We start from the raw sequence: 23,725 nt of genomic DNA, 5'->3' as shown, positions 1-23,725 counted from the left end.
TCCTGGTTCGCTTACTTCACGATGTACGGCAGAAGAGCCAGGAAGCGGGCGCGCTTGATTGCACGGGCCAGCTCACGCTGCTTCTTCGCCGACACGGCGGTGATACGGGACGGGACGATCTTGCCGCGCTCGGAGATGAAGCGGGACAGCAGCTTGACGTCCTTGTAATCGATCGCCGGCGCATTCGGGCCGGAGAACGGGCAGGTCTTCCGGCGACGGAAGAACGGACGACGGCCACCGCCGCCGGAGCGGGGAGCGCCTGCGGCCGGAGCGGCGCCCTGGGGACGTTCGGCGTTCATGCGCGGTCTCCTTCACCTTCAACAGCGGCGTCACGACGCGGGCCACGGCTCGGACGGTCACCACGATCACCGAATTCACGACGAGGACCACGATCGCCGAAGCCACCGCGCGGGCCACGCTCAGCGCGCTCGCCCTTGTTGGCCAGCATGGCGGTCTGGCCTTCCTCGATCTTTTCAACCTTAACGGTCATGTAGCGCAGCACGTCTTCGTTGATCGACATGTTGCGTTCCATCTCGGCCACGGCCACGGCAGGCGCGTCCAGACCCAGATAGACATAATGACCCTTGCGGTTCTTCTTGATCCGGTAGGTGAGGGTCTTCAGACCCCACTGCTCGGTCTTCACGACGGAGCCGCCCTGTTCCTTCAGGATGTTGCTGAAGGTTTCGGTCAGGCTCTCGACCTGCGCGGACGAGATGTCCTGGCGGCAGATCAGGATGGTTTCATACAGTGCCATTAAACTCCCCATGGCTATTGATGATCCGCCGCTGAACCAGTTCGGTTAAGAGCCGGAAAACAGCCGCACGGACCTAGCCGATGCCAAGGCAGGACACCGGCGGGGTTACGGAAGCGGGGGACTATACAGCAACTTTCCCCCGGTGCAAGCCGGCTTGCACCTGCTTTCCGGCATGGGCTTGTGCGCTTTTGCGCATGGGGTCAGGGTGCTGGGCGGCGTGCCCAGAGGGCCAGAAATTCCAGGCGCAGCCTCTCGCTCTCTTCCCGTTCAAGGGCTTTGCGCAGCCGCGCAACACGTTCCTGCTCCATCAGGCGGCTGCAGGAAAACCAGAAATCCATATCGGCGATCTTGCCCAGAATGCGGATGCGGCCGGGGCCGGTGTGGGTTTGCGCGGCACTGCCGACCAGCAGGCCGAAACGCAGGCGCCCCATGTCAATCATCTGGATGATGGCGCCTTGATCATCAACGGGGATATAGCGGATGCCGCGCTGTTCCAGGGTGACGCGATAGATGCCGGATGCCGCACCGATGGCCCCGTCGGCCAGCCGCAGCAACGCGTCGACATCGCCTTGGTACGGGTCGTCTGCCCGCCCGACGATAACCAGACTGTCACGCAGCACGGGCAGCAACCAATGGGCAGATTGCTCCCGGTCCGGCAGTCGGGCATTGGCCAGCGCGCAGCTGTCAGGTTCCTGTGTCAGCTGGACCTGCCAGCGTTCCGCGCTGGCAGGGCGCAATTGAAAGCTGACAGAAGCCTGCCGGGCCACTTGAGTCAGCCAGGTTTTCAGTGCCTGAACGCGCCCATCCGCCGGATCGCGGGTCAGCTGCGTGCGGGCAATATAGAGATTGATCGGCGACTGTTCGTGGTCCCCGATCCAGACGCCGTCCAGGGGGCCTGATTTGGCGAAGCCTGGGGATGGGCAGATCGTGGCCAGTGTGATCATAATGATCTGCAGCCAACGGAAGTACCGTCCGGTGCAGTGTCTGTCAGTATGCAGGGTGATGGATTTTTTCCCTTTCATGGCGCGCCGTCATCTTCTGGTCCCAGGCAGGGCATTGTGATTGAACTTTCTATTGTCCGATCCTGACAAGTTCATGAATACTGCTTTGTGAATGCAATAGCATGGCTTTTTGAAGTGCTGTCCGTTCCGGTGACGCAACGATGGTACCTTACCTTAACGTCATAGGGGTTTCCGGCCGGGCAGGCAGGGCTTTGGCTTGACAGGGCGCGGCGCCGCTGTATCAAGGCCCCACTGGATTTACAGCAGGATTTCGCTATGACCCGCGCTTTCGTCTTTCCCGGTCAGGGCAGCCAGGCCGTCGGCATGGGCCGTGAACTGGCGGCGAATTTCGCCGTCGCCAAATCGGTCTTTGATGAGGTGGATGCGGCGCTTGGTCAGAATCTTTCTGCGCTGATGTTTGAGGGGCCGGAAGGCGACCTGACGCTGACGGAGAATGCCCAGCCGGCGCTGATGGCTGTCTCCGTTGCCGTGGCCCGCGTGCTGCAGGCGGAAAAGGGGCTGGACCTGTCCAAGGCCGCCTTTGTCGCCGGGCACAGCCTGGGTGAATATTCGGCCCTGTGCGCGGCCGGTGCCATCAGCCTGTCTGATACGGCCCGCTTGTTGAAGCTGCGCGGCCAGTCCATGCAGAAGGCAGTGCCGGTTGGCGTGGGCGCCATGGCTGCCATTCTGGGGGCTGATCTGGATGCCGCCCGGGAGATCGCGGCGGAAGCGGCGCAGGGCGAGGTCTGCAGCGCTGCCAATGACAATGCGCCGGGTCAGGTGGTGGTTTCAGGCCATAAATCAGCGGTGGAACGCGCCATCAAGATCGCCGCCGAGCGCGGCTTCAAGCGGGCTATCCTGCTGCCCGTCTCTGCCCCCTTCCATTGCCCCCTGATGCAGCCGGCGGCCGATGCCATGGCGGCAGCCCTGGCCGACACGGCGATCCAGTCGCCCGTGGCCCCGCTGGTGGCCAATGTCACCGCCTCGGCGGTGACGGACCCGGAGACCATCCGCCGTTTGCTGGTGGAGCAGGTCACCGGGGCCGTGCGCTGGCGTGAGAGCGTGCTGTTCATGAAGCAACAGGGTGTCACCGAACTGGTGGAACTGGGGTCCGGCAAGGTGCTGGCCGGTCTGGTCAAGCGCATTGATAAGGAACTGGCCGCCATTTCCGTCGGGGCTCCGGCGGATATTGACGCTTTCACCCTGGCCTGATAGCCCGGACCCAACGAATTCCTAAGGAGTACAGGCATGTTCGACCTGATTGGCAAGAAGGCGCTGGTCACCGGCGCCTCGGGCGGTATCGGTGCTGCCATCGCCAAGGTGCTGCACGCCCATGGTGCCACCGTGGCTCTGCATGGCACCAAGGTGGAAGCGCTGAACGCCCTGGCGGCGGAACTGGGGGAGCGGGCCGTTGTGGTGCCGGCCAACCTGTCCGACCCGGCCCAGGTGGAAGAACTGGCCAAGCAGGCCGAGGCCGCGCTTGGTGGTGGCGTTGACATTCTGGTCAATAATGCCGGGCTGACCCGCGACGGGCTGATCCTGCGCATGAAGGATGAGGATTGGCAGTCGGTTATCGATGTCAATCTGACGGCCGGTTTCCGCCTGTCGCGCTCGCTGCTGAAAGGCATGATGAAGCGGCGCTGGGGCCGCATCATCGGCATCACCTCGGTGGTGGGCGTCACCGGCAATCCCGGTCAGGTCAATTATGCCGCCAGCAAGGCTGGCATGATCGGCATGTCCAAGGCGCTGGCCCAGGAAGTGGCCAGCCGCAATGTCACCGTCAATTGCGTGGCTCCCGGCATGATTGCCACGGCCATGACCGACGTGCTGAACGATGCCCAGAAGGAGGCGATGCATAGCCGCATCCCCGCCGGCAAGCTGGGGACGCCAGATGACATTGCCGCCGCGGTTCTGTATCTGGCCAGCAGCGAAGCGGGCTATGTCACCGGCCAGACCTTGCATGTCAATGGCGGCATGGCGATGATCTGATCAGATCGAGGCGGGCAATCGCTTCGACGGATATTTTCTGCCGTGCCCCGCATAATCGGCACCCCTGTCCCTCGCGTGAAAGCTGGTCAGGGGTCGCGGTTCGTGTTAAGTGACGGCACTTTCCCGAACGGCGTCCGGGAAATTCGGGTCTTTAGGGCGTTGCCGCCTGCCCGTTTTTCCGAGCGCCCTTAACGCCAGGCAGAGACTGGTTCCACCGGAAGATCCTGAAAGGTCAAATCAATGAGCGATGTTGCTGAACGCGTGAAGAAGATCGTCATCGAACACCTGGGCGCTGAAGAAGCCAAGGTGACGGAGACGGCCAGCTTCATCGACGATCTGGGCGCTGACAGCCTGGACACGGTCGAGCTGGTGATGGCCTTCGAAGAAGAGTTCGGCATCGAGATCCCGGACGACGCGGCCGAGAAGATCCTGACCGTGAAGGACGCTATCGACTTCATCAGCTCGAAGCAGGCCTGATAAGGGTCGGGGCGGGCCGGCTGGGCGCTGCTTTTCATTCATGGAAAAGCGCGTCGCCGGCCTCGCAACGCCTCAGCGGAAGTCCCATATCCGGGGCTGGGTGCCCCGCCCAAAGGCGCCCTTTTTCCAATAACGTTCGCAGGTCGGACACATGCGCCGCGTTGTCATCACCGGTCTCGGTCTCGTCACCCCGCTGGGGGTGGGCGTGCAGACCAATTGGGATCGCCTGATCGCAGGCCAGTCGGGTATCCGTACCATCCAGGGGTTCGATATTTCGGACCTTCCCTGCAAGATCGCGGGCCAGGTGCCGCGCGGTGATGGCACCGACGGCACGCTGAACCTCGATCTCTTCATTCCGCCCAAGGAACAGAAGAAGATGGACGACTTCATCATGTTCGCCATTGCGGCGGCGGATGAAGCCATCAAGGACAGCGGCTGGAAGCCCAGCACCGAGGAAGAGTTCGAGCGGACCGGCGTGACCGTCGGCTCTGGCATCGGCGGCCTTCCCGGCATTTATGAAACGTCGCTGCTGCTGGCCGAAAAGGGCCCGCGCCGCGTTTCGCCCTTCTTCATCCCTTCCTGCCTGATCAATCTGGCCTCCGGCCATATTTCGATCATGCATGGCTATAAGGGCCCGAACCATGCGGTGGTCACCGCCTGTTCCACGGGTGCCCATTCCATCGGCGACGCCGCGCGCATGATCGCGCTGGACGATGCCGACGTGATGGTGGCCGGCGGGGCGGAGGGTGCCTGCAGCCGTCTGGGCATTGCCGGCTTTGCCGCGGCCCGCGCGCTGTCCACCGCTTATAACGACACGCCTGAAAAGGGCAGCCGCCCCTATGACAAGGGCCGTGACGGTTTCGTCATGGGCGAGGGCGCCGGCGTCGTGGTGCTGGAAGAGCTGGAACACGCCAAGAAGCGTGGCGCCAAGATTTACGGCGAAGTGGTTGGCTACGGCATGTCCGGCGATGCCTATCACATCACCTCCCCGTCGGAAGATGGCAATGGCGGCTTCCGTTCCATGCGTATGGCGCTGAAGCGGGCTGGCCTGAACCCGGACGAGGTGGATTACATCAACGCGCACGGCACCTCCACCCCGCTGGGCGACATGATCGAGCTGGGGGCCGTGAAGCGGCTGTTCGGCAATGATCTGGCCGGTGCCTCCATGTCCTCCACCAAGTCGGCCATTGGCCACCTGCTGGGGGCCGCGGGTGCGGTGGAAGCCATTTACTCCGTGCTGTCGATCCGCGATCAGGTGGTCCCGCCCACCCTGAACCTGGAAAACCCGGATGATGGGACCGAGGGCGCCGATCTGGTGCCCAAGGTGGCGAAGGAACGCAAGGTCCGGGCCGCGCTGTCCAACAGCTTCGGCTTCGGTGGCACCAACGCTTCCCTGGTGTTTAAGGCCTTCCAGTAAGGTCGCCAGCAACGATCAGGGCGGGCCACCATGGCCCGCCCTTTTTGTTTCGGGTCCGGTGCTGACACCCGGCCCTGTTCCAGCCAGAGCCGACCGCTTTGACAGAACCCGATTCCCCTACCCCCAGCACACCCGCCAGAACGCACCGACGGTTTCGTTGGCTGTTATGGTTTGGCGCCCTGCTTTTGCTGCTGCTGGCGGCAGCGGGCGGGGCTGGTCTCTATGGCTGGCAGCGTTACACCGGCCCCGGCCCGCTGGTGGCCGACAAGGCGCTGGTCATCCCGCGCGGCAGCGGTGTCGCCGCCATTTCCCGCCAGCTGGCGGAGGCCGGGATTACCCGCCATCCGCTGGAACTGGCCATTGCCATGCGCCTGCGACGCGACGGGGCGGGGCTGCGGGCTGGCGAATATGCATTCCCGGCCGGCATCAGCCTGAAAGCCGCGATTGAACTGATTCTCAGCGGCAAGACGGTGGTGCGGCGCTTCACCGTGCCGGAGGGTCTCACCTCCTGGCAGATTGTCGAGCTGCTGAAGGCCGATCCGGCCCTGGCGGGTGAGGTGGCGGCGGTGCCGGCGGAAGGCAGTTTGCTGCCTGAGACCTATCACTATTCCTATGGTGATGCGCGGGCTGACCTGTTGGCCCGGATGCAGGCGGACATGGCCAAGGCGCTGGAAAAGCTGTGGGCCGAGCGCGCGCCCGACCTGCCGATCACGTCCAAGGAGCAGGCCGTCATCCTGGCCTCGGTGGTGGAGAAAGAGACGGGCGTGGCGGCAGAGCGCCCCCGCGTGGCCGGTGTCTTCATCAACCGGCTGCGCCAGGGCATGAAGCTGCAATCCGACCCCACCATCATCTATGCCCTGTCGCAGGGCAAGGGCAGCATCGACCGGGCGCTGACCCGCGCCGACTGGAAGCTGAACAGTCCTTATAACACCTACATGGTTGATGGCTTGCCCGCCGGCCCCATCGCCAATCCGGGTTTGTTGTCGCTGCAGGCAGTGCTGAAACCGGAAACCAACCGTTATCTGTACTTCGTTGCCGATGGCACGGGCGGCCACGCCTTTGCGGAGACGCTGGACCAGCATAACCGCAACGTCGCCCAATGGCGCAAGGTGCGTGACGGGGAGTAGTCTATATCTTGATATAGACACACTGTTTTCCATATGCTGGTGACAGCGGCTGGAAGGGGTGTGCCATGGTTCATATTGCCAAGCTGTTCAGCAATGGTGGCAGTCAGGCGGTACGCCTGCCCGCCGCTTATCGCTTTGACGGGGTTTCCGAGGTCTATATCCGGCAAGATCCTGCGACCGGCGATCTCATCCTCTCCCGTCGTCCGCAGGACTGGAGCGGCTTTATTGAAGCGCTCGCCGACACGCCGGTGCCGGATGATTTTCTGATGGAACGTCAGACGGACCCGGCTGCCGTCCGTGATCCGCTTAGCGGCTGGCGTGAATGACCGGCTTTATGCTGGATACCAACATCGTCGGGCATATGGTGCGTGGCCATCCCGTGGTCATGCGGCATGTGACGGCGCTTCCCATGTCGCAACTGTTCCTTTCAGTCGTCACAGAGGCGGAATTGCTTTATGGGCTCGCCAAACGGCCAGAGGCCATAAAACTCCACCGGCTTGTTAGCGAGTTGCTGCTGCGGCTGGACGTATTGCCCTGGGACCATGATGCTGCTGCCACCTACGGCCAGATGCGAGCAGGGCTGGAGGCGCGGGGATTCACTCTTGGCCTTGCCGACCAGATGATCGCGGCCCATGCACTTTCCCGCCGGATGACCTTGATCAGCAATGATCAGGCATTCGGCAGGGTAGAGGGTCTGTTGCTGCAGGACTGGACGATGCCTTAACGCCCCCCAAAAGAAAACGGCGCCGGGGTTGCCCCTGGCGCCGTTGCTCTTTTCAACCCCGTCAGGGCCGGCTGTTACAGCCGGCTCTTGGCAGCGGCAACAACGGCGTCCACCGTGATGCCGAAATGGTTGTACAGTTCCTGATACGGGCCGGATTCGCCAAAGCCCGGCATCCCGATGAAGATGCCATCTTCACCCAGCCAGCGGTCCCAGCCCAGCCGCACCATGGCTTCCACGCCGATGCGCACCGTGCCACGGCCCAGCACTTCGGCCCGGTATTCGTCCGGCTGTTCGGCGAACAGTTCCCAGGACGGCATGGAGACAACGGCGGTGCCGATGCCGGCGGCCTGCAGGCGGTCGCGGGCTTCCACGGCCAGGGCCACTTCCGAACCGGTCGCCAGCAGGGTCACCTTGCGAGCACCTTCGGCTTCGCGCAGCACATAGGCGCCCTTGGCGGTCAGGTTCTCTTCGCTGTAATCCGGGCGCAGGGTTGGCAGGTTCTGGCGGGTCAGCGCCAGAACCGACGGACGGTTGCGGCTGGCCAGCGCGATCTGCCAAGCTTCGGCCGTTTCCACCGCATCACCGGGGCGGAAGACCAGCAGGTTGGGGATGGCGCGCAGCGCGGCCATATGCTCCACCGGCTGGTGGGTCGGGCCATCTTCACCCAGGCCGATGCTGTCATGCGTCATCACATAGATGACGCGGGTCTTCATCAGCGCCGAGAGGCGGATGGCCGGGCGGCAATAGTCGGAGAAGCACAGGAAGGTGCCGGAGAACGGGATCACGCCGCCATGCAGCGCCATACCGTTCATGGCGGCGGCCATGCCATGCTCACGAATGCCGTAATGGATATAGCGGCCGGACCAATTGTCCTTCTGCACGCCCGCCGCACCCTTGGCACGGGTATTGTTGGAACCGGTCAGGTCGGCGGAACCGCCCATCAGTTCCGGCACCAGCGGCACCACAACATCCAGCGTATTGCCGGAAGCCAGACGGGTGGCGATGTTCGGCTTGGTCTCGATCACCGCCTTCTTGTGCGCCAGCAAGGCGGCCTGTGCCTCCACCGGAATTTCACCGGCGATGGCGGCCTTGAAGGCCAGACGCTGTTCGCTGCGGGCCAGACGCTTCACCCAGGCATCGGCCTCGGTGGCACCACGGTTGCCCAGAGCGCGCCACGCATTCAGGATGGGTTCCGGGATCTCGAACGGGGCGTGCGGCCAGTTCAGGTTGGCGCGGGCACCTTCGATCTCCTTGGCACCCAGCGGGGAGCCGTGGGAGGAGGCGGTGTTGGCCTTGGTCGGGGCGCCATAGCCGATGGTGGTGCGGCAGGCGATCAGCGACGGTGCCTCGGTCGTGCGGGCATATTCGATGGCGGCGGCGATGGCCTTGGGATCATGGCCATCAACTTCCTGCACATCCCAGTTATAGGCGCGGAAACGGGCCAGATTGTCATCGCTGAAGGAAACGCTGGTGGCACCGTCGATGCTGATCTTGTTGTCGTCCCACAGCACGATCAGCTTGGACAGGGCCAGATGGCCGGCCAGCGACGCGGCTTCGTGGCTGATGCCTTCCTGCAGGTCACCGTCAGAGGCGATGACATAGGTGAAATGGTTCACCAGATCATCGCCGAAGCGGGAATGCATGATGCGTTCGGCCATGGCCATGCCGACGGCGGTGGCGATGCCCTGGCCCAGCGGGCCGGTTGTGGTCTCAATCCCGCCACCATAGCCATATTCCGGGTGGCCGGCGGTGCGCGAGCCGATCTGGCGGAAGCGCTTCAGTTCCGACAGCGGGAAATCATCATAGCCCGTCAGGTGCAGCAGGCTGTAGAGCAGCATGGAACCATGGCCGGCGGACAGCACGAAACGGTCGCGGTCGGCCCAGCTGGGGCGCTTCGGGTCAAACTTCAGGAACTTGGTAAACAGCACCGTCGCCACATCGGCCATGCCCATCGGCATACCGGGGTGCCCGGACTTGGCGGCTTCCACCGCGTCCATGGAAAGCGCGCGGATGGCGTTGGCGAGATCGGCGTGCGAGACGCCTTCGATCAGATCAGACGGTGCGGAGGACATTGCGCGAAGGGCCTTTCATGGGGGCATCCGCCATGCGTTGGGCGGGTGCCGGCATTGTCTTGAAGCGCGTACCAGCAACAAGCAGGGCTCCAGCCACCCCGATCCGGCGGTTGCAGCCCCATTGGAACGGCGGCAAATTGCGGTAACGACCCTAAAGGGTCAAGGCTCAGCCAAGCATGGCCGCTGTTCAATAGGACATGGCGGGTCGTCGGAATATCAGCGATCTTTCGGCTATGCGACGGGGGCTGTTATTGACGGCAGCCAGCGGCCCCCCTATCGTTCGCCGCAGCGCGAACAAAGCGTCGGCGCTGGTGCTTTTACATGCCCGGCGCTGTTCCCATCGATATTCAGAGAGTTTCGCAATTGGATCGCCTGACCACCGCGTTGCAGCGCCTGGATATGGCCATTGGCCAACTGGACAAGGCCCTGACCAAACGGCTGGAACGGCTGGACAATAGTTCACCCCTGGACAGCACCATGCTGGCCGAATGGACCCGGCTGGAAACGGAGAATGCCCAGCTGACCCTGGAAAGGGATCAGTCGCAGACGACGCTGACAAGCCTGACCGAAGAGAATGCCGGGTTGAAAGACACAGCCGACCGGCTGGCCGGTGAGAAGGATGAGCTTCAGCGGCAGCGCGACCAGTTGGCGCATGAGCTGGGGCAGGCGCAGCAGGCAGCGGCACGCCTGACGGAAGATCATGGCGCCGCCAAGGCTGCCGCCGACCGGCTGGCCGGGGAGAAGGATGAGCTTCAGCGGCGGTGTGACCAATTGGCACAGGAGCTGGAGCAGGCGCAGCAGGCAGAAACGCGGTTGACGGAAGATCACAATGCCTCCAAGGCCGCCGCCGACCGGCTGGTCGGGGAGAAGGAGGAGCTTCAGCGGCGGTGCAACCAGTTGGCGCAGGAGCTGGGGCAGGTACAGCAGGCAGCGATGCGCCTGACGGAAGATCACAATGCCTCCAAGGCCGCCGCCGACCGGCTGGCCGGGGAGAAGGACCAGATCAGGCGGCAACGTGACCAGTTGACCCGCGAACTGGAGCGGGTCCGTGATGGGGAGCGTAAGACGCAGGATCTTGCGCGGGCCGTGAGGGCCCAACTGGATGCTGCGATTACGGGCCTGCAGGGCATGTTGGAGGAAGGTTGAGATGCGGCGGGTCGATTTTACCCTGAATGGGCGCAGCCATTCGCTGAATTGCGAAGATGGGCAGGAAAAGCGGGTCGCGGATTTGGCCGCCTATATCGATTCCCGGATGCGGGAGGTCACAGGCGGTGCCGGCGGCAATGATGTGCAGAACCTGCTGGTCACCTGCATGGTGCTGGCCGATGAGTTGCAGGAGGCGCGGGCCGAGGTGCAGCGGCGGGGCAATGTGGTGACACTGCCGTCCCTGTCGCAGCCGTCCACGCCTGCGCCCGCCCCGGTTTCTCGCCCGGCTGACGATGGCGTGGTGATCGCTGCCGTCGATGGTTTGGCAAAACGTATAGAAGACATTGCAGCGCGGCTCGAACGCCCCTAGATTAGGTATCAGGAAGGCTGGCTGCCTGGTGCGTCAGGCTGCTTTATCCCCGGGGCCGATAATCATTACCTCTGGGGGCTGTCCCTGTCGGCGCCGTGGTGCCGGTATATGGCTCCCACCTGCTTGAGCAGGTCACGAGGGATGGCTTACGCCAACGGCCAAGGTGGCCACCTTCCCCCCGATCCTGTCAAAACGGCCCCGTTATGTGGGGCCGTTTTGCCATCCAGGCCAAGGCACTCCCCATGTCCGACAGCGCCCATCCCGTGGACCCGCAGGCCCTTGCCGAGGAGGTGGAGGCCAGCGTTGCCGCCAAGCGGGAGGCGAGGCGCGCAGCCCGTGCCATCCGGGCCGCCTGCCATACGGCCGCGGCCGATGCGGCCGAACAACTGGCCGGGCGGGTGCGTGATCTGGTGGCGCAGCTTTCCCCCAGCGGTCCCGCCATGGTGGCGGGCTATTGGCCAAAGGGGGATGAGCTGGATTTGCGCCCCACATTGGAGATGCTGGCCCTGGCCGGGCATGGCGTCTGTCTGCCCGTCGTCTCCGGCGTGGCCTGGCCGCTGCTGTTCCGGTTCTGGCGGCCCGGCCATCCGCTGGTGCCGGGATCGTTCCGCATCATGGAACCCATGGCCGATGCGCCGCTGGCCCAGCCTTCCATCGTGCTGGTGCCGCTGCTGGCCTTTGACAAGGACGGCTGGCGGCTGGGCTATGGCGGTGGTTTCTATGACCGCACGCTGGCGGTGCTGCGCGACAGTGCGCCGGTGGTGGCGGTGGGTATCGCCTATGCGGGCCAGGAAGTGCCCAGCGTGCCGCGCGACCCGTATGATCAGCGTCTGGACTGGCTGGTCACAGAAAAGGGGGTGAGCCGGTTCGCCCCCACCCAGTCATAAAAATACCGGCGGTACGAAAGGTACTGTTCTTATGCGTTTGATTTTCCTTGGCGATATTGTCGGCCGCAGCGGGCGGGAAGGGGTGCTGCGGCACCTGCCCACCCTGCGGGAGAAGCTGAAGCCCGATTTCATCGTGGTGAATGGCGAGAACGCCGCCGGCGGCTTCGGCATCACCGACAAGATCGCGCAGGAGCTGTTCGCCGCCGGGGTGGATTGTGTGACCCTGGGCAACCATGCCTGGGATCAGAAGGAATTGCTGTCGCAGATCGACCGCATCCCCCAGCTTGTTCGCCCGATCAACTTCCCCGATGGCACGCCGGGGCGTGGCTATACGGTGCTGCCGGCCAAGAATGGCCGACACAAGGTGATGGTGATCAATGCCATGGGCCGGGTCTTCATGGACCCGCTGGATGATCCGTTCCCGCCGGTGGAAAAGCTGCTGCGAATCCATCAACTGGGCGGGGCCCGCATGGGACCGGCCGGGGTGGATGCCATCATCATGGATTTCCATGGCGAGGCCAGCTCGGAGAAGATGATCATGGGCCATGTGCTGGATGGCCGTACCAGTCTGGTGGTCGGCACCCATTGCCATGTGCCCACCGCCGACCTGCAGATCCTGAATGGCGGCACCGCCTATCAGACGGATGCCGGCATGTGCGGTGACTATGACACGGTCATCGGCATGAAGAAGGAAGCCGCCATCCACAAGATGCTGCGCAAGACCCCTGGCGAGCGTTATTCCCCCGGTGAGAATGACGCGACGGTGAGCGTCTGTGGCGTGTTTGTGGAGACGGATGATCGCACGGGGCTCGCCAAGCGTGCCGAACCGATCCGCATCGGCGGTCGGCTTGGCCAGTCCATGCCGGTATTATAACACCCGTGGTGCCCCCGGCAGGCGGCGCCATTCATCATCGGGCAGCAGGATGTCGATGCGTGCCGGCCCATTCGCCGGCAGCAGCCCTTCCAGTGGAATGACGAAACCGCATTGTCCGTCGCCATGCCCGGCGGCGGCGACATCGGGCCGGGGCAGGGTGGCCAGCGATTCCATCCCTATCCCGTCATTCACCACCAGCCGCAGCCGCACCGGGTTCCCGGTCGGGTCATGGGCCCAGCCATGGGCATGACCATCCTGGACGCCATCGAACCAACCCTGGATGCGGCCCGGTGCCCGGTAATGCAGGGGCAGGCCCTGGAAATCCATATAGAGCGGGCTTTCCGGGCCATCCCGGAAGGCCCGCCAGCGCCGCCGCACTTCATTGGTCGGCATGTAGGGTGTCAGCTTGGCCAGCGTCATGACATCGGCCAGACGGTGCGGCCGTCCGGCCCAGCTCTCCCCACAAGGCGGCGGAAGCTGGCCGGTCAAGGCTGGGGCCAGCCGTTCCAGCAGGTTTACCACGGCGCTCAGGGCCAGATCGGACAGGCTGCGATGGCCGATATTGGCGGGGATGGCAAAGCGCTCCACCGCCAGGATGGGGCCGGAATCGACAGGCAGTTGCATCAGGTGCGCCGTGGCGCCGAAGCTGGCAGCCTCTTCATAAAGGGCCCGATGCAGGGCACCGGAACCGGGATATTCCGGCGGTGCCGGATGTAGATTGACCGCCCCCGCCCCACAACGCGCCAGCAGTGCAGCCGGCACCACCTGCCCAAAGCAGATGGTGATCAGCCGCACCCGCTGGCCTTCCGATGCCGTCAGGGCTGCTTCCAGCCCGGCCAGATCATGCGCCAGGGTAAAGGCAAGATCAGCTCTGGCCGTGGCCAGGATCTGATGGGCGGTTCCGGCCAGATGGGGCGGTGACAATAAGACCAGCACGTCGGGAGACGCGGGCATTGTTGTGACATCCGCCCGAGCCGCATCCATTCAGATCACCCCCCGTTCCTGGGCGAAGCGCACAGCCTCCTCGGCGGCCTTGAACAGGGCTTTGGCCTTGTTCACCGTCTCCTGATATTCGGCTTCCGGGTCGCTGTCGGCCACCACGCCGCCGCCGGCCTGCACATGCATCACCCCGTCCTTCAGCACGGCGGTGCGGAGCGCGATACAGGTATCCATGCTGCCATTGGCGGCAAAATAGCCGATGCAACCGCCATAGATGCCGCGCCGGGTCTTTTCCAGCTCGTCGATGATCTCCATCGCCCGCACCTTCGGTGCACCCGACACCGTACCCGCCGGGAAGCCTGCCACCAGCGCCTCAATCGGCGTGAATTTCGGGTTCAGCTTGCCTTCCACGTTGGAGACGATGTGCATGACATGGGAGTAATATTCGATGGTGTATTTTTCCGTCACCGTCACGGTGCCGGTCTGCGCCACCCGGCCCACATCATTGCGGCCCAGATCCAGCAGCATCAGATGTTCGGCCAACTCCTTGGGATCGGACAGCAGGTCGGCGGCCAGCGCCTTATCCTCCGCCGCATCCTTGCCGCGCCGGCGGGTGCCGGCGATGGGGCGGATGGTGACGGTATCGTCCCGCAGCCGCACCAGGATTTCCGGGCTGGAGCCCACCACCGACAGGTGCCCGAAATCCAGGAAGAACATGAAGGGCGACGGGTTCAGCCGGCGCAGCGCGCGGTAAAGCGCAAAGGGCGGCAGGGCAAAGGGGACGGAGAAACGCTGGCTGGGCACCACCTGGAAGATGTCGCCGGCGCGGATATATTCCTTCGCCTTCTCCACGATGCCGTAATATTCCTGCATCGCCGTGTTGGAGCTGGGGGCGGGCAGCGCCGTCACCTCCAACGTCGTTTCATGCGCAGCGGGAACCGGCCCTTCCAGGTCGGTCACGGTTTCCGCCAGCAGGGCGCGGGCAGCGGCATAGGCATCGGCGGCGGACAGGCTGGCCACCGGCCGCACCGGCGTCACCACCGTCACCACATTTTCAATCCCGTCGAAGATGGCCATGACCGTCGGGCGGATCATGATGCTGTCTTCGACATTCAGCTCATCGGGATTGCTGTCCGGCAGCCGTTCCATCAGCCGGACCATGTCATAGCCCAGATAGCCGAACAGCCCGGCCGACATGGGCGGCAGTTCCGCCGGCAGGTCGATGCGCGATTCGTCCAGCAAGGCGGCCAGCACCTTCAGCGGATCGCCCTGGCAGGGGGTGAAGCTGTCGGGATCGGCCGCCGCGTTGCGGTTGATCTCCGAGCCGGTGCCTCGGCAGCGCCAGATCAGATCCGGCTTCAGTCCGATCAGGGAATAGCGGCCGCGCACCGACCCGCCCGTCACCGATTCCAGCAGGAAGCTGTTGGCGCGACCGCGCCCCAGCTTCAGCATGGCGGAGACAGGCGTGTCCAGGTCGCTGACCAGTCGCGTCCACAGAACCTGGGCCTGGCCGGATTCGTAGGTACGGATAAAGGCGCTTTCGTCGGGGAAGGTGCGCACGGCCGCTTACTCCTGCGGGCGATACATGGTGTCGATGACCGACCGGTTGATGGTGACGCCGTAGCGTGCACGCAGACCAGCCAGATATTGCAGCATCAGGTCCGAGGCCATGGCTTCCGCCATATTGCTGCTCAGCATATTGATGGCTGTGGCAGCCTGCACCAGGGACGGATCGGCGGGGATGATTTCCACCAGCTTGGCCACCACCTGGCCGCTGCTGCTGGCCCCCACCGCAACCGTGTCAGGCTTGGCGGCGAACATGGGTTCAAACAGGCTGGCCGGCAGGGAGAGGTTGGGGCCACCGGCGCGGCGCATCGGCTCACTGCGCTGGACCAGGGCACCGGTGATGCCGGCGGCGGCATCCTTGGGTGTGGCACCGGCGCGCAGCTTCTCCGCCACTTCCTCGGCCTTCTTCTTGGCGGTGGCGGCCTTCTGCTCGGCCTGCCAATCGGCCAGAACCTGGCCCTTGACCTCTGCCAGCGGCTTCAGGGCCGAGGGGGTGACGGCATCGACATGCACGACATAGAAGGCATCATTGCCAGCCTCCGCCACGCTGCCATTCTGGCCTTCGGGCAGGGAGAAGGCGTTGGTCAGAATGGCTTCCGCCGTCGGCAGACCATCGGTCTTCACCACGCCCATCTTGTCCTTGCCCTGGTTATCCACGCCCTCCAGCTTGATGGTGCGGCCACCAAATTCCTTCACGGCGTCGGCCACCGGGGTGCCGTTGGCCAGCGCGTCTTCCAGCTTGGTGGAGGCTTCATAGAGCTTGTCGATGGATTTTTCCTGGCGGACCTTGGTGGTCACCTCATCCTTCACCTCTGCCAGGGTGCGGGTACCGCCGGCCTTGATGGTGCTGACCAGGGCGACGTGGAAACCATAAGGGCTTTCCACCGGACCGGTCACCTTGCCCTGTTCGGCGGTGAAGACCGGCTCGGCCAGTTCCGCCGGCAGGTCGGCCTTCAGCACATCCTCCAGCTTCACGGCTTCCTGTTTGGCGTCCTTGGCCACCTGTTCCAGCGTCTTGCCGCCCTGGATGGCAGCCAGCGCCTTGTCGGCGGCGGCTTTGTCCGGGAAGACGATCTGGGTCAGGCTGCGGCGTTCGGCCGTCACATAATCGGCCTGATGGGCGTCGTAATATTCCTGGCGCTGCTCGTCGCTGACCTGAATTTCCTTGGCCAAGGCCGCCGCTTCGATCAGGCCGACAGTCAGATCACGGTATTCCGGCGCGGTATAACGCACGGCCTTGTCCTGGTGGAACTGGGCCAGCACCGCCTCTTCCGGGGCGGGCGCGTCCGGCATGGCGGTGTTGGGGATGGTCACCAGATCAAAACGCCGCGCCTCTTCCCGATAGCGGAACAGCTGTTCGGCCAGGGTGCGCGGCACATTGGTGCCGGCGGTGATCGCGCCGGCAATATCGCCCTGCGCCAGATCGGCCCGCACCTGCTCGGCAAAACCGTGCTCGGTATAGCCATTCTGCGCCAGCAGCGCGCGCATCAGCGCGGGGTCGAACTGGCCCAGCCCGTTCTTGAAGGCCGGCACCTTGGAAACCATGTCCACCACGGTCTGGTCGCCAATACGGATGCCGGCATCCTCTGCCGCCTTCAGCAGCAGGGTGCGCTGGATCAGCTGTTCCAGGGCTCGGTCCACCAGGCCCAGCTGGCGGGCCTTGGTTTCATTGAAGTCCGGCCCCATCACCTGACGCAGACGGTTGATCTCCGCCTTGAACTCGCGGTCCAGTTCCTGCGGGGTGATGTTGGTATCGCCCACCTTGGCGACACCGGTCTCCACGCCGCGCGTGATGTCGCCGATGCCCCAGACGGCAAAGCTGATGATCAGGACGACGAACAGGATCTTGACGACCCAGGAGCCGGCGGTGCTGCGGATGATCTGGAGCATGGAGGCTGACGCATGGTTTCCGTAAGGAGCGGTGCGCAGGATCGCGCATCCGCCGCCCCGGCATGGGGACCGGGGAGCGCGGCATCATAGGGAAGGGGCACGCCCGCGGCAAGCCTGGGGGAAACATGGGCGTAGCCGATTTGCCTCGCATGGCGTTTCAAGCCCCAGGCTGGTAAACCGGGTGTCACAAAACGGCAAAAGCCGAATAAAGGGGCCGGTCTGCCCGGTCCCCACAATAAGTGAGGATCTTGAAATGACCGATCGTTATCTGATCGCCGGCAATTGGAAGATGCATTGCCGTCGGCAGGACGGCTTTGCCCTGGCCCAGGCGCTGGCGGAGAAGGCGGGGGCTGCCCCGCATCCGCGATTCGACCTGCTGCTCTGCCCGCCGGCCACGCTGCTGGAAACGGTGACCCGCACCGTGGCGGGAAGTGCCGTTCTGGTGGGCGGGCAGGATTGCCATGCCGACGCGCAGGGCGCCCATACCGGCGATATCGCCGCTGAAATGCTGGCTGATCTGGGGGCCCGTTTCGTGATTGTCGGCCATTCGGAGCGCCGGCAGAATCACGGGGAAACCGATGCCCAGGTGCAGGCCAAGGCTGCCGCAGCACTCCGCGCCGGCCTGACCGCCATTGTCTGCGTGGGCGAGACGGAGCCGGAGCGCGATGCCGGGCAGGCGGGATCGGTGGTGATTGCCCATGTCAGGGGCTCCATCCCCGCTGGGGCCAATGCCGATAATCTGGTGGTGGCCTATGAGCCGCTCTGGGCCATCGGCACCGGCCGTACCCCGACAATTGCCGACATTGCAGCCATGCACGCGACCATTCGACGGACCCTGGCGGACCTGGTGGAGCAGCCAGAGAGGGTGCGCATTCTCTATGGTGGCTCGGTCAAGGCCAGCAATGCCGCCGAAATCCTGGGCGTGGCCGATGTGGATGGCGCCCTGGTTGGCGGTGCCAGCCTGCAGGCGGATGCGTTCTGGTCCATCGCGCAATCCTGCCTGTGACACTTCGCTCTGGCATGTCGCGGCGTGAGCGGTTAAACAGGCGGCGAGTTTCATGACGTTGCAGCGCCGGCTGCTCCCCCTAGGGGGCGGCCGGCCGCTTCTATGGGCGCACGGTGCGTTTGCGTCATGATGGAAATGTCTCTGGGGAATTGCGGATGCAAACGGTAGTCCTGGTGGTGCATCTGCTGATCACGGTCGCGTTGATCGGCGTTGTACTGGTGCAGAAGTCCGAGGGCGGTGGCCTGGGGATTGGGGGCGGCACGATGGGCGGTTTCATGACCGCCCGCGGCAGCGCCAATCTGCTGACCCGCACCACCGCCATTCTGGCGGCGGTTTTTTTCTGCACCAGCCTGATCCTGGCGATCATGGCCGGCACCAAGGGTGGCAGCAGCAGCATGTTTGACCGTCTGCCGGCGCCCGCCGCTGAGCAGCCGGCCAGCCCCGCGCCCGCCGCCCCGGCGCAGCCCACGGTTCCCGTCGGCCAGTAAGGCCGGCGCCACCCGCGTGGCTTTAGCCTGACGGATAGGTGAAGAGGCGGCGCAAATGCCGCCTCTTTCCGTTAGGGCATGAATATGGTGGAGTACGGGGCATACGGCCCCGGATGATCAATTTATTGGGCCGTTCGGCCCGTTCCCGGATTGCGGATGGGCCATCACGGCCCAGGACCATCGGCACGGACGTAAGGTTAGGGTTCCATGACGCGCTTCATCTTCATCACCGGCGGTGTGGTTTCGTCCCTTGGCAAGGGCTTGGCTTCCGCGGCACTCGGCGCGCTGCTGCAGGCGCGCGGCTATAAGGTCCGCCTGCGCAAGCTGGACCCGTACCTGAATGTCGATCCCGGCACCATGAGCCCCTATCAGCATGGCGAAGTGTTCGTCACCGATGACGGTGCCGAAACCGACCTGGATCTGGGCCATTACGAGCGCTTTACCGGCGTTCACGCCACCAAGTCCGATAATATCACCACCGGCCGCATCTATTCCAACGTGCTGGCCAAGGAACGCCGGGGTGACTATCTGGGCGCCACGGTGCAGGTGATTCCACACATCACTGATGCCATCAAGGATTTCATCGCCGCCGATCTGGATGGCGAGGATTTCGTGCTGTGCGAGGTGGGTGGCACCGTTGGCGACATTGAATCGCTGCCCTTCCTGGAAGCCATCCGCCAGTTCGGCAATGATTACGGCCCCGACAAGGTGCTGTTCTGCCATGTCACCCTGGTGCCCTATATTCCGGCGGCGGGCGAGCTGAAGACCAAGCCGACCCAGCATTCCGTGAAGGAACTGCTGTCCGTCGGTATCCAGCCACAGATGCTGCTCTGCCGTGCCGACCGCGACATTCCGGAGAATGAGCGGCGCAAGATCGCCCAGTTCTGCAATATCCAGAAGGAGCGGGTGATCGCGGCCCTGGATGTGGACAATATCTATCAGGTGCCGATCTCCTATCACGAGCAGGGGTTCGACAATCAGGTGCTGAAATATTTCGGTATGCCCTGCGAGGGCACGCCGGACCTGTCGCGCTGGGAAGAGATTGTCCGCCGGGTGCGTAACCCGGAAGGTACTGTCACCATCGCCGTGGTGGGCAAATATACCAGCCTGCTGGATGCCTATAAGTCGCTGGGCGAGGCGCTGACCCATGGCGGTATCGCCAATCATGTAAAGGTGAAACTGGACTGGATCGACGCCGAAATCTTCGAGAGCGGCGAGGCCATCCAGCGGCTGGAACATGTGCACGGCATCCTGGTGCCCGGCGGTTTCGGGGAGCGCGGGACGGAAGGCAAGATCCGCGCGGCCCAGTTCGCCCGCGAGCACAATATCCCCTATTTCGGCATCTGCTTTGGGATGCAGATGGCGGTGATCGAGGCGGCGCGCCATATGGCCGGCCTGCCCAACGCTGGCTCCACCGAATTCGGCAAGCCTGACCCGGCCGTTGTCGGCCTGATGACGGAATGGGTACAGGGCAACCAGTTGGTCAAGCGCCAGGAAGGCGGCGATCTGGGCGGTACCATGCGCCTGGGCAGCTATAATTGCCACCTGACGGCCGGTTCCAAGGTGCGGGAAATCTACGGTGCTGATGATATCATTGAGCGCCATCGCCACCGTTATGAAGTGAACATCAATTTCCGCGAACAGCTGGAAAAGTCGGGCCTGACCTTCTCCGGCCTGTCGCCGGACGGCATTCTGCCGGAGATCGTGGAGCTGCCGAATCACCCCTGGTATATCGGCGTGCAGTTCCACCCGGAACTGAAGTCCAAGCCGTTCGACCCGCACCCGCTGTTCACCAGCTTCATCGCCGCCGCCATCGCGCAGACCCGGTTGGTTTGAGGTTGTTGCGTTGATACAGAACAAACAGCCGGGGAGAGGGAGACCTTTCCCCGGCTGTCTGGTTTTCGGCTCCCTGCTTTCCCATATCGGGTTCAAAGGAGATTTTCCATGAACCGCACCGTCAAAGTCGGCCCGCTTTCCATTGCGAATGACAAGCCCTTCGTGCTGATCGCCGGCCCCTGCCAGCTTGAATCGCGCGACCATGCCATGACCATGGCGGCGGCCTTGGCGGAGCTGACGGGGAAGCTGGGGATCGGCCTGATCTATAAAACCAGCTTCGACAAAGCCAACCGTACGTCGGTTTCCGCGCAGCGCGGTCTGGGCATGGACAAGTCCCTGCCGATCCTGGCGGAAATCCGGGAGAAGTTCGGTTGCCCTGTCCTGACCGACATCCACAGCGCCGATCAGTGCGCGCCGGTGGCGGAAGCCGTCGATGTGCTGCAGATCCCGGCCTTCCTCTGCCGCCAGACCGACCTGCTGCTGGCCGCCGGCGAAACGGGCAAGCCGATCAATGTGAAGAAAGGCCAGTTCCTGGCGCCCTGGGACATGAAGAATGTCGCCGCCAAGATCGCGTCGACCGGCAACCATAATGTGCTGCTGTGCGAGCGTGGGGCCAGCTTCGGCTATAACACCCTGGTCAGCGATATGCGCTCCCTGCCGATCATGGCGCAGACGGGCTATCCGGTGGTGTTCGATGCCACCCATTCCGTGCAGCAGCCGGGCGGGCAGGGCACCAGCAGCGGCGGCCAGCGGGAATTCGTACCGGTGCTGGCCCGCGCCGCCATCGCCATCGGCGTTGCGGCAGTGTTCATGGAAACCCACGAGAACCCCGATGGCGCCCCCAGCGACGGCCCCAATATGGTGCCGCTGGACCAGATGGAAGGGGTGCTTTCCACGCTGCTGGCCTTTGACCGCATCGCCAAGGCGAACCCGGTTCACATCTGATTTTTATCCGGCAAAGGGAATGTGACCTTCCGCTGCTTTGACAAAGCATCCGCCTTCGTCTCTACCATGGGCCGAAAATAAAAGGTCCGGGCATGTGACCCGGCCCATGGTTTGAGGAATCCAGCGCCTATGTCCATACCGCCGCTTGGCCCCCGCTGTGACCAGCGGGGTGGCCCTATTTCGCGTTTCATCGGCCGTGTTGCCCTGCGTCTGCTGGGCTGGCGGGTGTCTGGGGCTTATCCGAACCTGGAAAAGTTCGTCACCATCGGGGCGCCCCACAGCTCCAACTATGATTTCATCCTGGCCATGGCGGCCATTCTGGCCCTTGATCTGCGCATCCGGATCATGGGCAAGCACACCCTTTTCAAGGGGCCGCTGGCCCCGATCATGCGCTGGTGCGATGTGCTGCCAGTGGATCGGCGGGCGGCCCATGGCGCGGTGGGGGAATGCGTGGGGGCCATCAAGGCAGCTGACCGCATGGTGGTCGGCATCGCGCCAGAGGGTACGCGGATGCCCAAAGAGGGGGCAGGGTGGAAGACCGGCTTCTGGCATATTGCGCGGCAGGCCGGCGTTCCGATCATACCTGTCGCGCTGGATTATGCGACGCGCACGATCCGTATCGGCAATGCGGTGGAGACGACCGAGAGCCTGGAGGCAGATTTTGCCAAGCTTTCCGCCTTCTATGGTGGGGTAAAGGGTGCGCGGCGGCAACTGCCGGTCAGCATTCCCATCGGTGGGAACGGGCGGGCACAAAAGCCGGTTCCTTGAAAGCGTCGCTTGTCTGCGGATGGCTTCTGGCGGTATCCCCTTGACCCTGTAAGCACCCGTCACGGGTACACGGCATTTCTGCCCACGGAAGAGAGAGGCACCATGTCCGCCATCATCGACATTCACGCGCGTGAAATCCTGGACAGCCGCGGCAACCCGACCGTTGAGGTCGAGGTTCGGCTGGAATCGGGGGCCTTCGGGCGCGCCGCCGTGCCGTCGGGCGCCTCCACCGGCGCGCATGAGGCGGTGGAACTGCGCGACGGTGACAAGTCGCGTTATCTGGGCAAGGGCGTGCAGCGCGCCGTCGAAGCCGTGAATGGCGAGATTTTCGACACGCTGGCAGGATTGGAATCGACCGATCAGGTCGCCATCGATCAGGCTATGATTGATCTGGACGGCACGCCCAATAAGGCCCGCCTGGGTGCCAACGCCATTCTGGGCGTGTCGCTGGCCGTGGCCAAGGCTTCCGCCGATGAACTGGACCTGCCGCTGTACCGCTATGTCGGTGGCGCCAATGCCCGCATCCTGCCGGTGCCAATGATGAACATCATCAATGGCGGCGCCCATGCCGACAACCCGATCGACATTCAGGAATTCATGATCATGCCGGTGGGCGCCGAAACGGTGACCGACGGCATCCGGGTGGGCGCGGAAATCTTCCACGCCCTGAAGAAGAAGCTGAAGGCCGCCGGCCACAATACCGCCGTGGGTGACGAAGGCGGCTTCGCCCCCAACCTGTCGTCGGCCACCGAAGCGCTGGACTTCATCGTCGCCGCCATTGCCGACGCCGGTTACACGGCCGGTGAGAATGTGCTGCTGGCGCTGGACGCGGCCTCGACCGAGTTCTTCAAGAACGGCAAGTACGAGCTGGAAGGCGAGGGCAAGAGCCTGACCCCGGCGGAAATGGTCGCCTATTGGGCCGATCTGGTTTCCAAGTACCCGATCGTTTCCATTGAAGACGGCATGGCCGAAGATGATTGGGATGGCTGGAAGCTGCTGACCGACACCATCGGTTCCAAGGTGCAGCTGGTCGGCGACGATCTGTTCGTTACCAACCCGGCCCGCCTGAGCGACGGCATCAAGAAGGGTGTGGGCAATTCCATCCTGGTGAAGGTCAACCAGATCGGCACCCTGACGGAAACGCTGGAAGCCGTGCGCATCGCCCAGAATGCCGGCTATACCGCCGTTCTGTCTCACCGTTCCGGCGAGACCGAGGACAGCACCATTGCCGATCTGGCCGTGGCCACCAATTGCGGTCAGATCAAGACCGGTTCCCTGTCCCGTTCGGACCGGATTGCCAAGTACAACCAGCTGATCCGTATCGAGGAAGGTCTGGGCGGCGCTGCTGTCTATCCCGGTCGCGATGCGCTGAAGCGCGGTTGATTTTTGATAGCAAAAGTCGGTTTCGTTTGAATTGAAGAGACCATCCAAATTTCTGGATGGTCTCTT

At 63.8% G+C, this 23,725-nt stretch carries 24 protein-coding genes and 1 other RNA gene; 18 read left to right on the top strand and 7 right to left on the bottom strand.

Features of this window, described 5'->3' with window-relative positions; all coding sequences use genetic code 11:
• Positions 1-11: 11 nt before the first annotated feature.
• The 3 genes from rpsR to GE253_RS00290 all read right to left on the bottom strand — a co-directional run bounded on the left by rpsR (position 12) and on the right by GE253_RS00290 (position 1,698).
• Positions 12-299: a 30S ribosomal protein S18 gene (rpsR, locus tag GE253_RS00300; protein WP_089286454.1), complete on the bottom strand. Its 288-nt coding sequence runs from the start codon at positions 297-299 to the stop codon at positions 12-14.
• On the bottom strand, positions 296-754 hold the full coding sequence (gene rpsF / locus GE253_RS00295) for a 30S ribosomal protein S6 (protein ID WP_153202157.1): 459 nt from the start codon (positions 752-754) through the stop codon (positions 296-298). The genes rpsR and rpsF overlap by 4 nt, the downstream gene beginning before the upstream one ends.
• A 200-nt stretch (positions 755-954) precedes the next feature.
• Positions 955-1,698 (bottom strand): hypothetical protein, encoded by a 744-nt coding sequence (locus tag GE253_RS00290; RefSeq protein ID WP_153202156.1) that lies wholly within the window; start codon positions 1,696-1,698, stop codon positions 955-957.
• A gap of 333 nt (positions 1,699-2,031) precedes the next feature.
• On the opposite strand from GE253_RS00290, the gene fabD reads away from it, so the two are divergent.
• The 7 genes from fabD to GE253_RS00255 all read left to right on the top strand — a co-directional run bounded on the left by fabD (position 2,032) and on the right by GE253_RS00255 (position 7,489).
• Positions 2,032-2,967 carry an ACP S-malonyltransferase gene (gene fabD / locus GE253_RS00285; protein ID WP_153202155.1) on the top strand — a complete coding sequence of 312 codons (936 nt, stop codon included), beginning with the start codon at positions 2,032-2,034 and terminating at the stop codon, positions 2,965-2,967.
• Positions 2,968-3,003: 36 nt separating this feature from the next.
• Positions 3,004-3,744 carry a 3-oxoacyl-[acyl-carrier-protein] reductase gene (gene fabG, locus GE253_RS00280; RefSeq protein ID WP_153202154.1) on the top strand — a complete coding sequence of 247 codons (741 nt, stop codon included), beginning with the start codon at positions 3,004-3,006 and terminating at the stop codon, positions 3,742-3,744.
• Positions 3,745-3,984: 240 nt separating this feature from the next.
• Positions 3,985-4,221, top strand: coding sequence for an acyl carrier protein (locus tag GE253_RS00275; RefSeq protein WP_089286459.1), 237 nt, complete (start codon positions 3,985-3,987; stop codon positions 4,219-4,221).
• Positions 4,222-4,372: 151 nt separating this feature from the next.
• Entirely contained in the window at positions 4,373-5,638 is a 1,266-nt protein-coding gene (gene fabF, locus GE253_RS00270; RefSeq protein WP_153202153.1) for a beta-ketoacyl-ACP synthase II, read from the top strand.
• 185 nt (positions 5,639-5,823) lie between these two features.
• Complete coding sequence (mltG, locus tag GE253_RS00265; RefSeq protein ID WP_247878414.1) at positions 5,824-6,765, top strand: endolytic transglycosylase MltG; 942 nt, start codon at positions 5,824-5,826, stop codon at positions 6,763-6,765.
• Positions 6,766-6,830: 65 nt separating this feature from the next.
• Entirely contained in the window at positions 6,831-7,091 is a 261-nt protein-coding gene (locus GE253_RS00260) for an AbrB/MazE/SpoVT family DNA-binding domain-containing protein (RefSeq protein ID WP_153202152.1), read from the top strand.
• Positions 7,088-7,489: a type II toxin-antitoxin system VapC family toxin gene (locus tag GE253_RS00255; protein WP_153202151.1), complete on the top strand. Its 402-nt coding sequence runs from the start codon at positions 7,088-7,090 to the stop codon at positions 7,487-7,489. Before GE253_RS00260 ends, GE253_RS00255 begins: the two co-directional genes overlap by 4 nt.
• A 74-nt stretch (positions 7,490-7,563) precedes the next feature.
• Here GE253_RS00255 and tkt read toward each other — a convergent pair whose 3' ends face one another.
• Positions 7,564-9,561: a transketolase gene (gene tkt, locus GE253_RS00250; protein ID WP_153202150.1), complete on the bottom strand. Its 1,998-nt coding sequence runs from the start codon at positions 9,559-9,561 to the stop codon at positions 7,564-7,566.
• Positions 9,562-9,882: 321 nt separating this feature from the next.
• On the opposite strand from tkt, the gene GE253_RS00245 reads away from it, so the two are divergent.
• The 5 genes from GE253_RS00245 (at position 9,883) to GE253_RS00225 (ending at position 12,838) form a co-directional block, all read left to right on the top strand.
• The gene (locus GE253_RS00245) at positions 9,883-10,707 is read left to right on the top strand and encodes a hypothetical protein (RefSeq protein ID WP_153202149.1); all 825 of its coding nucleotides are present in this window, start codon (positions 9,883-9,885) and stop codon (positions 10,705-10,707) included.
• A 1-nt stretch (position 10,708) separates the two neighbouring features.
• Positions 10,709-11,077, top strand: coding sequence for a cell division protein ZapA (locus GE253_RS00240; RefSeq protein WP_153202148.1), 369 nt, complete (start codon positions 10,709-10,711; stop codon positions 11,075-11,077).
• A gap of 15 nt (positions 11,078-11,092) precedes the next feature.
• Positions 11,093-11,251: non-coding RNA, 6S RNA (ssrS, locus tag GE253_RS00235), on the top strand.
• Positions 11,252-11,319: 68 nt separating this feature from the next.
• The gene (locus GE253_RS00230; RefSeq protein ID WP_153202147.1) at positions 11,320-11,964 is read left to right on the top strand and encodes a 5-formyltetrahydrofolate cyclo-ligase; all 645 of its coding nucleotides are present in this window, start codon (positions 11,320-11,322) and stop codon (positions 11,962-11,964) included.
• Between the two features lie 31 nt (positions 11,965-11,995).
• Positions 11,996-12,838, top strand: coding sequence for a TIGR00282 family metallophosphoesterase (locus GE253_RS00225; protein WP_153202146.1), 843 nt, complete (start codon positions 11,996-11,998; stop codon positions 12,836-12,838).
• On the opposite strand, the gene GE253_RS00220 is transcribed toward GE253_RS00225, so the two are convergent.
• From GE253_RS00220 to GE253_RS00210, 3 genes are read right to left on the bottom strand one after another with little or no spacing between them, the layout of a single operon-like run.
• Positions 12,833-13,792 (bottom strand): formyltransferase family protein, encoded by a 960-nt coding sequence (locus tag GE253_RS00220; RefSeq protein ID WP_153202145.1) that lies wholly within the window; start codon positions 13,790-13,792, stop codon positions 12,833-12,835. The two genes, GE253_RS00225 and GE253_RS00220, sit on opposite strands and share 6 nt — an antisense overlap.
• A 30-nt stretch (positions 13,793-13,822) precedes the next feature.
• Complete coding sequence (trpE, locus tag GE253_RS00215) at positions 13,823-15,337, bottom strand: anthranilate synthase component I (RefSeq protein ID WP_348770748.1); 1,515 nt, start codon at positions 15,335-15,337, stop codon at positions 13,823-13,825.
• A 6-nt stretch (positions 15,338-15,343) separates the two neighbouring features.
• Complete coding sequence (locus GE253_RS00210) at positions 15,344-17,233, bottom strand: peptidylprolyl isomerase (protein WP_153202144.1); 1,890 nt, start codon at positions 17,231-17,233, stop codon at positions 15,344-15,346.
• A 253-nt stretch (positions 17,234-17,486) separates the two neighbouring features.
• Between GE253_RS00210 and tpiA the strand changes: the two genes are divergently transcribed.
• The 6 genes from tpiA to eno all read left to right on the top strand — a co-directional run bounded on the left by tpiA (position 17,487) and on the right by eno (position 23,659).
• A complete protein-coding gene (gene tpiA / locus GE253_RS00205; RefSeq protein WP_153202143.1) occupies positions 17,487-18,239 on the top strand; it encodes a triose-phosphate isomerase in 753 nt (250 codons plus the stop codon).
• A 155-nt stretch (positions 18,240-18,394) separates the two neighbouring features.
• Complete coding sequence (gene secG / locus GE253_RS00200; RefSeq protein WP_153202142.1) at positions 18,395-18,727, top strand: preprotein translocase subunit SecG; 333 nt, start codon at positions 18,395-18,397, stop codon at positions 18,725-18,727.
• 207 nt (positions 18,728-18,934) lie between these two features.
• Positions 18,935-20,563 (top strand): CTP synthase, encoded by a 1,629-nt coding sequence (locus tag GE253_RS00195; RefSeq protein ID WP_153202141.1) that lies wholly within the window; start codon positions 18,935-18,937, stop codon positions 20,561-20,563.
• Between the two features lie 108 nt (positions 20,564-20,671).
• A complete protein-coding gene (gene kdsA / locus GE253_RS00190; RefSeq protein ID WP_153202140.1) occupies positions 20,672-21,508 on the top strand; it encodes a 3-deoxy-8-phosphooctulonate synthase in 837 nt (278 codons plus the stop codon).
• A gap of 129 nt (positions 21,509-21,637) precedes the next feature.
• Positions 21,638-22,276 (top strand): lysophospholipid acyltransferase family protein, encoded by a 639-nt coding sequence (locus GE253_RS00185; protein WP_153202139.1) that lies wholly within the window; start codon positions 21,638-21,640, stop codon positions 22,274-22,276.
• A 102-nt stretch (positions 22,277-22,378) separates the two neighbouring features.
• Complete coding sequence (eno, locus tag GE253_RS00180; RefSeq protein WP_153202138.1) at positions 22,379-23,659, top strand: phosphopyruvate hydratase; 1,281 nt, start codon at positions 22,379-22,381, stop codon at positions 23,657-23,659.
• The last annotated feature ends 66 nt before the right edge of the window (positions 23,660-23,725 follow it).

Source organism: Niveispirillum sp. SYP-B3756, assembly GCF_009495745.1.
In the GTDB taxonomy this organism is placed as follows: Bacteria; Pseudomonadota; Alphaproteobacteria; order Azospirillales; family Azospirillaceae; genus Niveispirillum.
Note: the sequence above shows the minus strand (reverse complement) of the source record. Positions and strands in the feature narration are given on the sequence as shown.

What these genes read in the sequence shown, in the direction of transcription:
- GE253_RS00255 (WP_153202151.1), top strand. Translation starts at nt 7,088, where the DNA reads ATGACCGGCTTTATGCTGGATACCAACATCGTCGGGCATATGGTGCGT.
- GE253_RS00220 (WP_153202145.1), bottom strand. Translation starts at nt 13,792, where the DNA reads ATGCCCGCGTCTCCCGACGTGCTGGTCTTATTGTCACCGCCCCATCTG.
- secG (WP_153202142.1), top strand. Translation starts at nt 18,395, where the DNA reads ATGCAAACGGTAGTCCTGGTGGTGCATCTGCTGATCACGGTCGCGTTG.
- GE253_RS00210 (WP_153202144.1), bottom strand. Translation starts at nt 17,233, where the DNA reads ATGCTCCAGATCATCCGCAGCACCGCCGGCTCCTGGGTCGTCAAGATC.
- rpsF (WP_153202157.1), bottom strand. Translation starts at nt 754, where the DNA reads ATGGCACTGTATGAAACCATCCTGATCTGCCGCCAGGACATCTCGTCC.
- rpsR (WP_089286454.1), bottom strand. Translation starts at nt 299, where the DNA reads ATGAACGCCGAACGTCCCCAGGGCGCCGCTCCGGCCGCAGGCGCTCCC.
- GE253_RS00275 (WP_089286459.1), top strand. Translation starts at nt 3,985, where the DNA reads ATGAGCGATGTTGCTGAACGCGTGAAGAAGATCGTCATCGAACACCTG.
- kdsA (WP_153202140.1), top strand. Translation starts at nt 20,672, where the DNA reads ATGAACCGCACCGTCAAAGTCGGCCCGCTTTCCATTGCGAATGACAAG.
- GE253_RS00225 (WP_153202146.1), top strand. Translation starts at nt 11,996, where the DNA reads ATGCGTTTGATTTTCCTTGGCGATATTGTCGGCCGCAGCGGGCGGGAA.
- GE253_RS00185 (WP_153202139.1), top strand. Translation starts at nt 21,638, where the DNA reads ATGTCCATACCGCCGCTTGGCCCCCGCTGTGACCAGCGGGGTGGCCCT.
- fabF (WP_153202153.1), top strand. Translation starts at nt 4,373, where the DNA reads ATGCGCCGCGTTGTCATCACCGGTCTCGGTCTCGTCACCCCGCTGGGG.
- GE253_RS00195 (WP_153202141.1), top strand. Translation starts at nt 18,935, where the DNA reads ATGACGCGCTTCATCTTCATCACCGGCGGTGTGGTTTCGTCCCTTGGC.
- GE253_RS00260 (WP_153202152.1), top strand. Translation starts at nt 6,831, where the DNA reads ATGGTTCATATTGCCAAGCTGTTCAGCAATGGTGGCAGTCAGGCGGTA.
- fabD (WP_153202155.1), top strand. Translation starts at nt 2,032, where the DNA reads ATGACCCGCGCTTTCGTCTTTCCCGGTCAGGGCAGCCAGGCCGTCGGC.
- tpiA (WP_153202143.1), top strand. Translation starts at nt 17,487, where the DNA reads ATGACCGATCGTTATCTGATCGCCGGCAATTGGAAGATGCATTGCCGT.
- fabG (WP_153202154.1), top strand. Translation starts at nt 3,004, where the DNA reads ATGTTCGACCTGATTGGCAAGAAGGCGCTGGTCACCGGCGCCTCGGGC.
- GE253_RS00230 (WP_153202147.1), top strand. Translation starts at nt 11,320, where the DNA reads ATGTCCGACAGCGCCCATCCCGTGGACCCGCAGGCCCTTGCCGAGGAG.
- tkt (WP_153202150.1), bottom strand. Translation starts at nt 9,561, where the DNA reads ATGTCCTCCGCACCGTCTGATCTGATCGAAGGCGTCTCGCACGCCGAT.
- GE253_RS00240 (WP_153202148.1), top strand. Translation starts at nt 10,709, where the DNA reads ATGCGGCGGGTCGATTTTACCCTGAATGGGCGCAGCCATTCGCTGAAT.
- GE253_RS00290 (WP_153202156.1), bottom strand. Translation starts at nt 1,698, where the DNA reads ATGATCACACTGGCCACGATCTGCCCATCCCCAGGCTTCGCCAAATCA.
- eno (WP_153202138.1), top strand. Translation starts at nt 22,379, where the DNA reads ATGTCCGCCATCATCGACATTCACGCGCGTGAAATCCTGGACAGCCGC.
- GE253_RS00245 (WP_153202149.1), top strand. Translation starts at nt 9,883, where the DNA reads ATGCCCGGCGCTGTTCCCATCGATATTCAGAGAGTTTCGCAATTGGAT.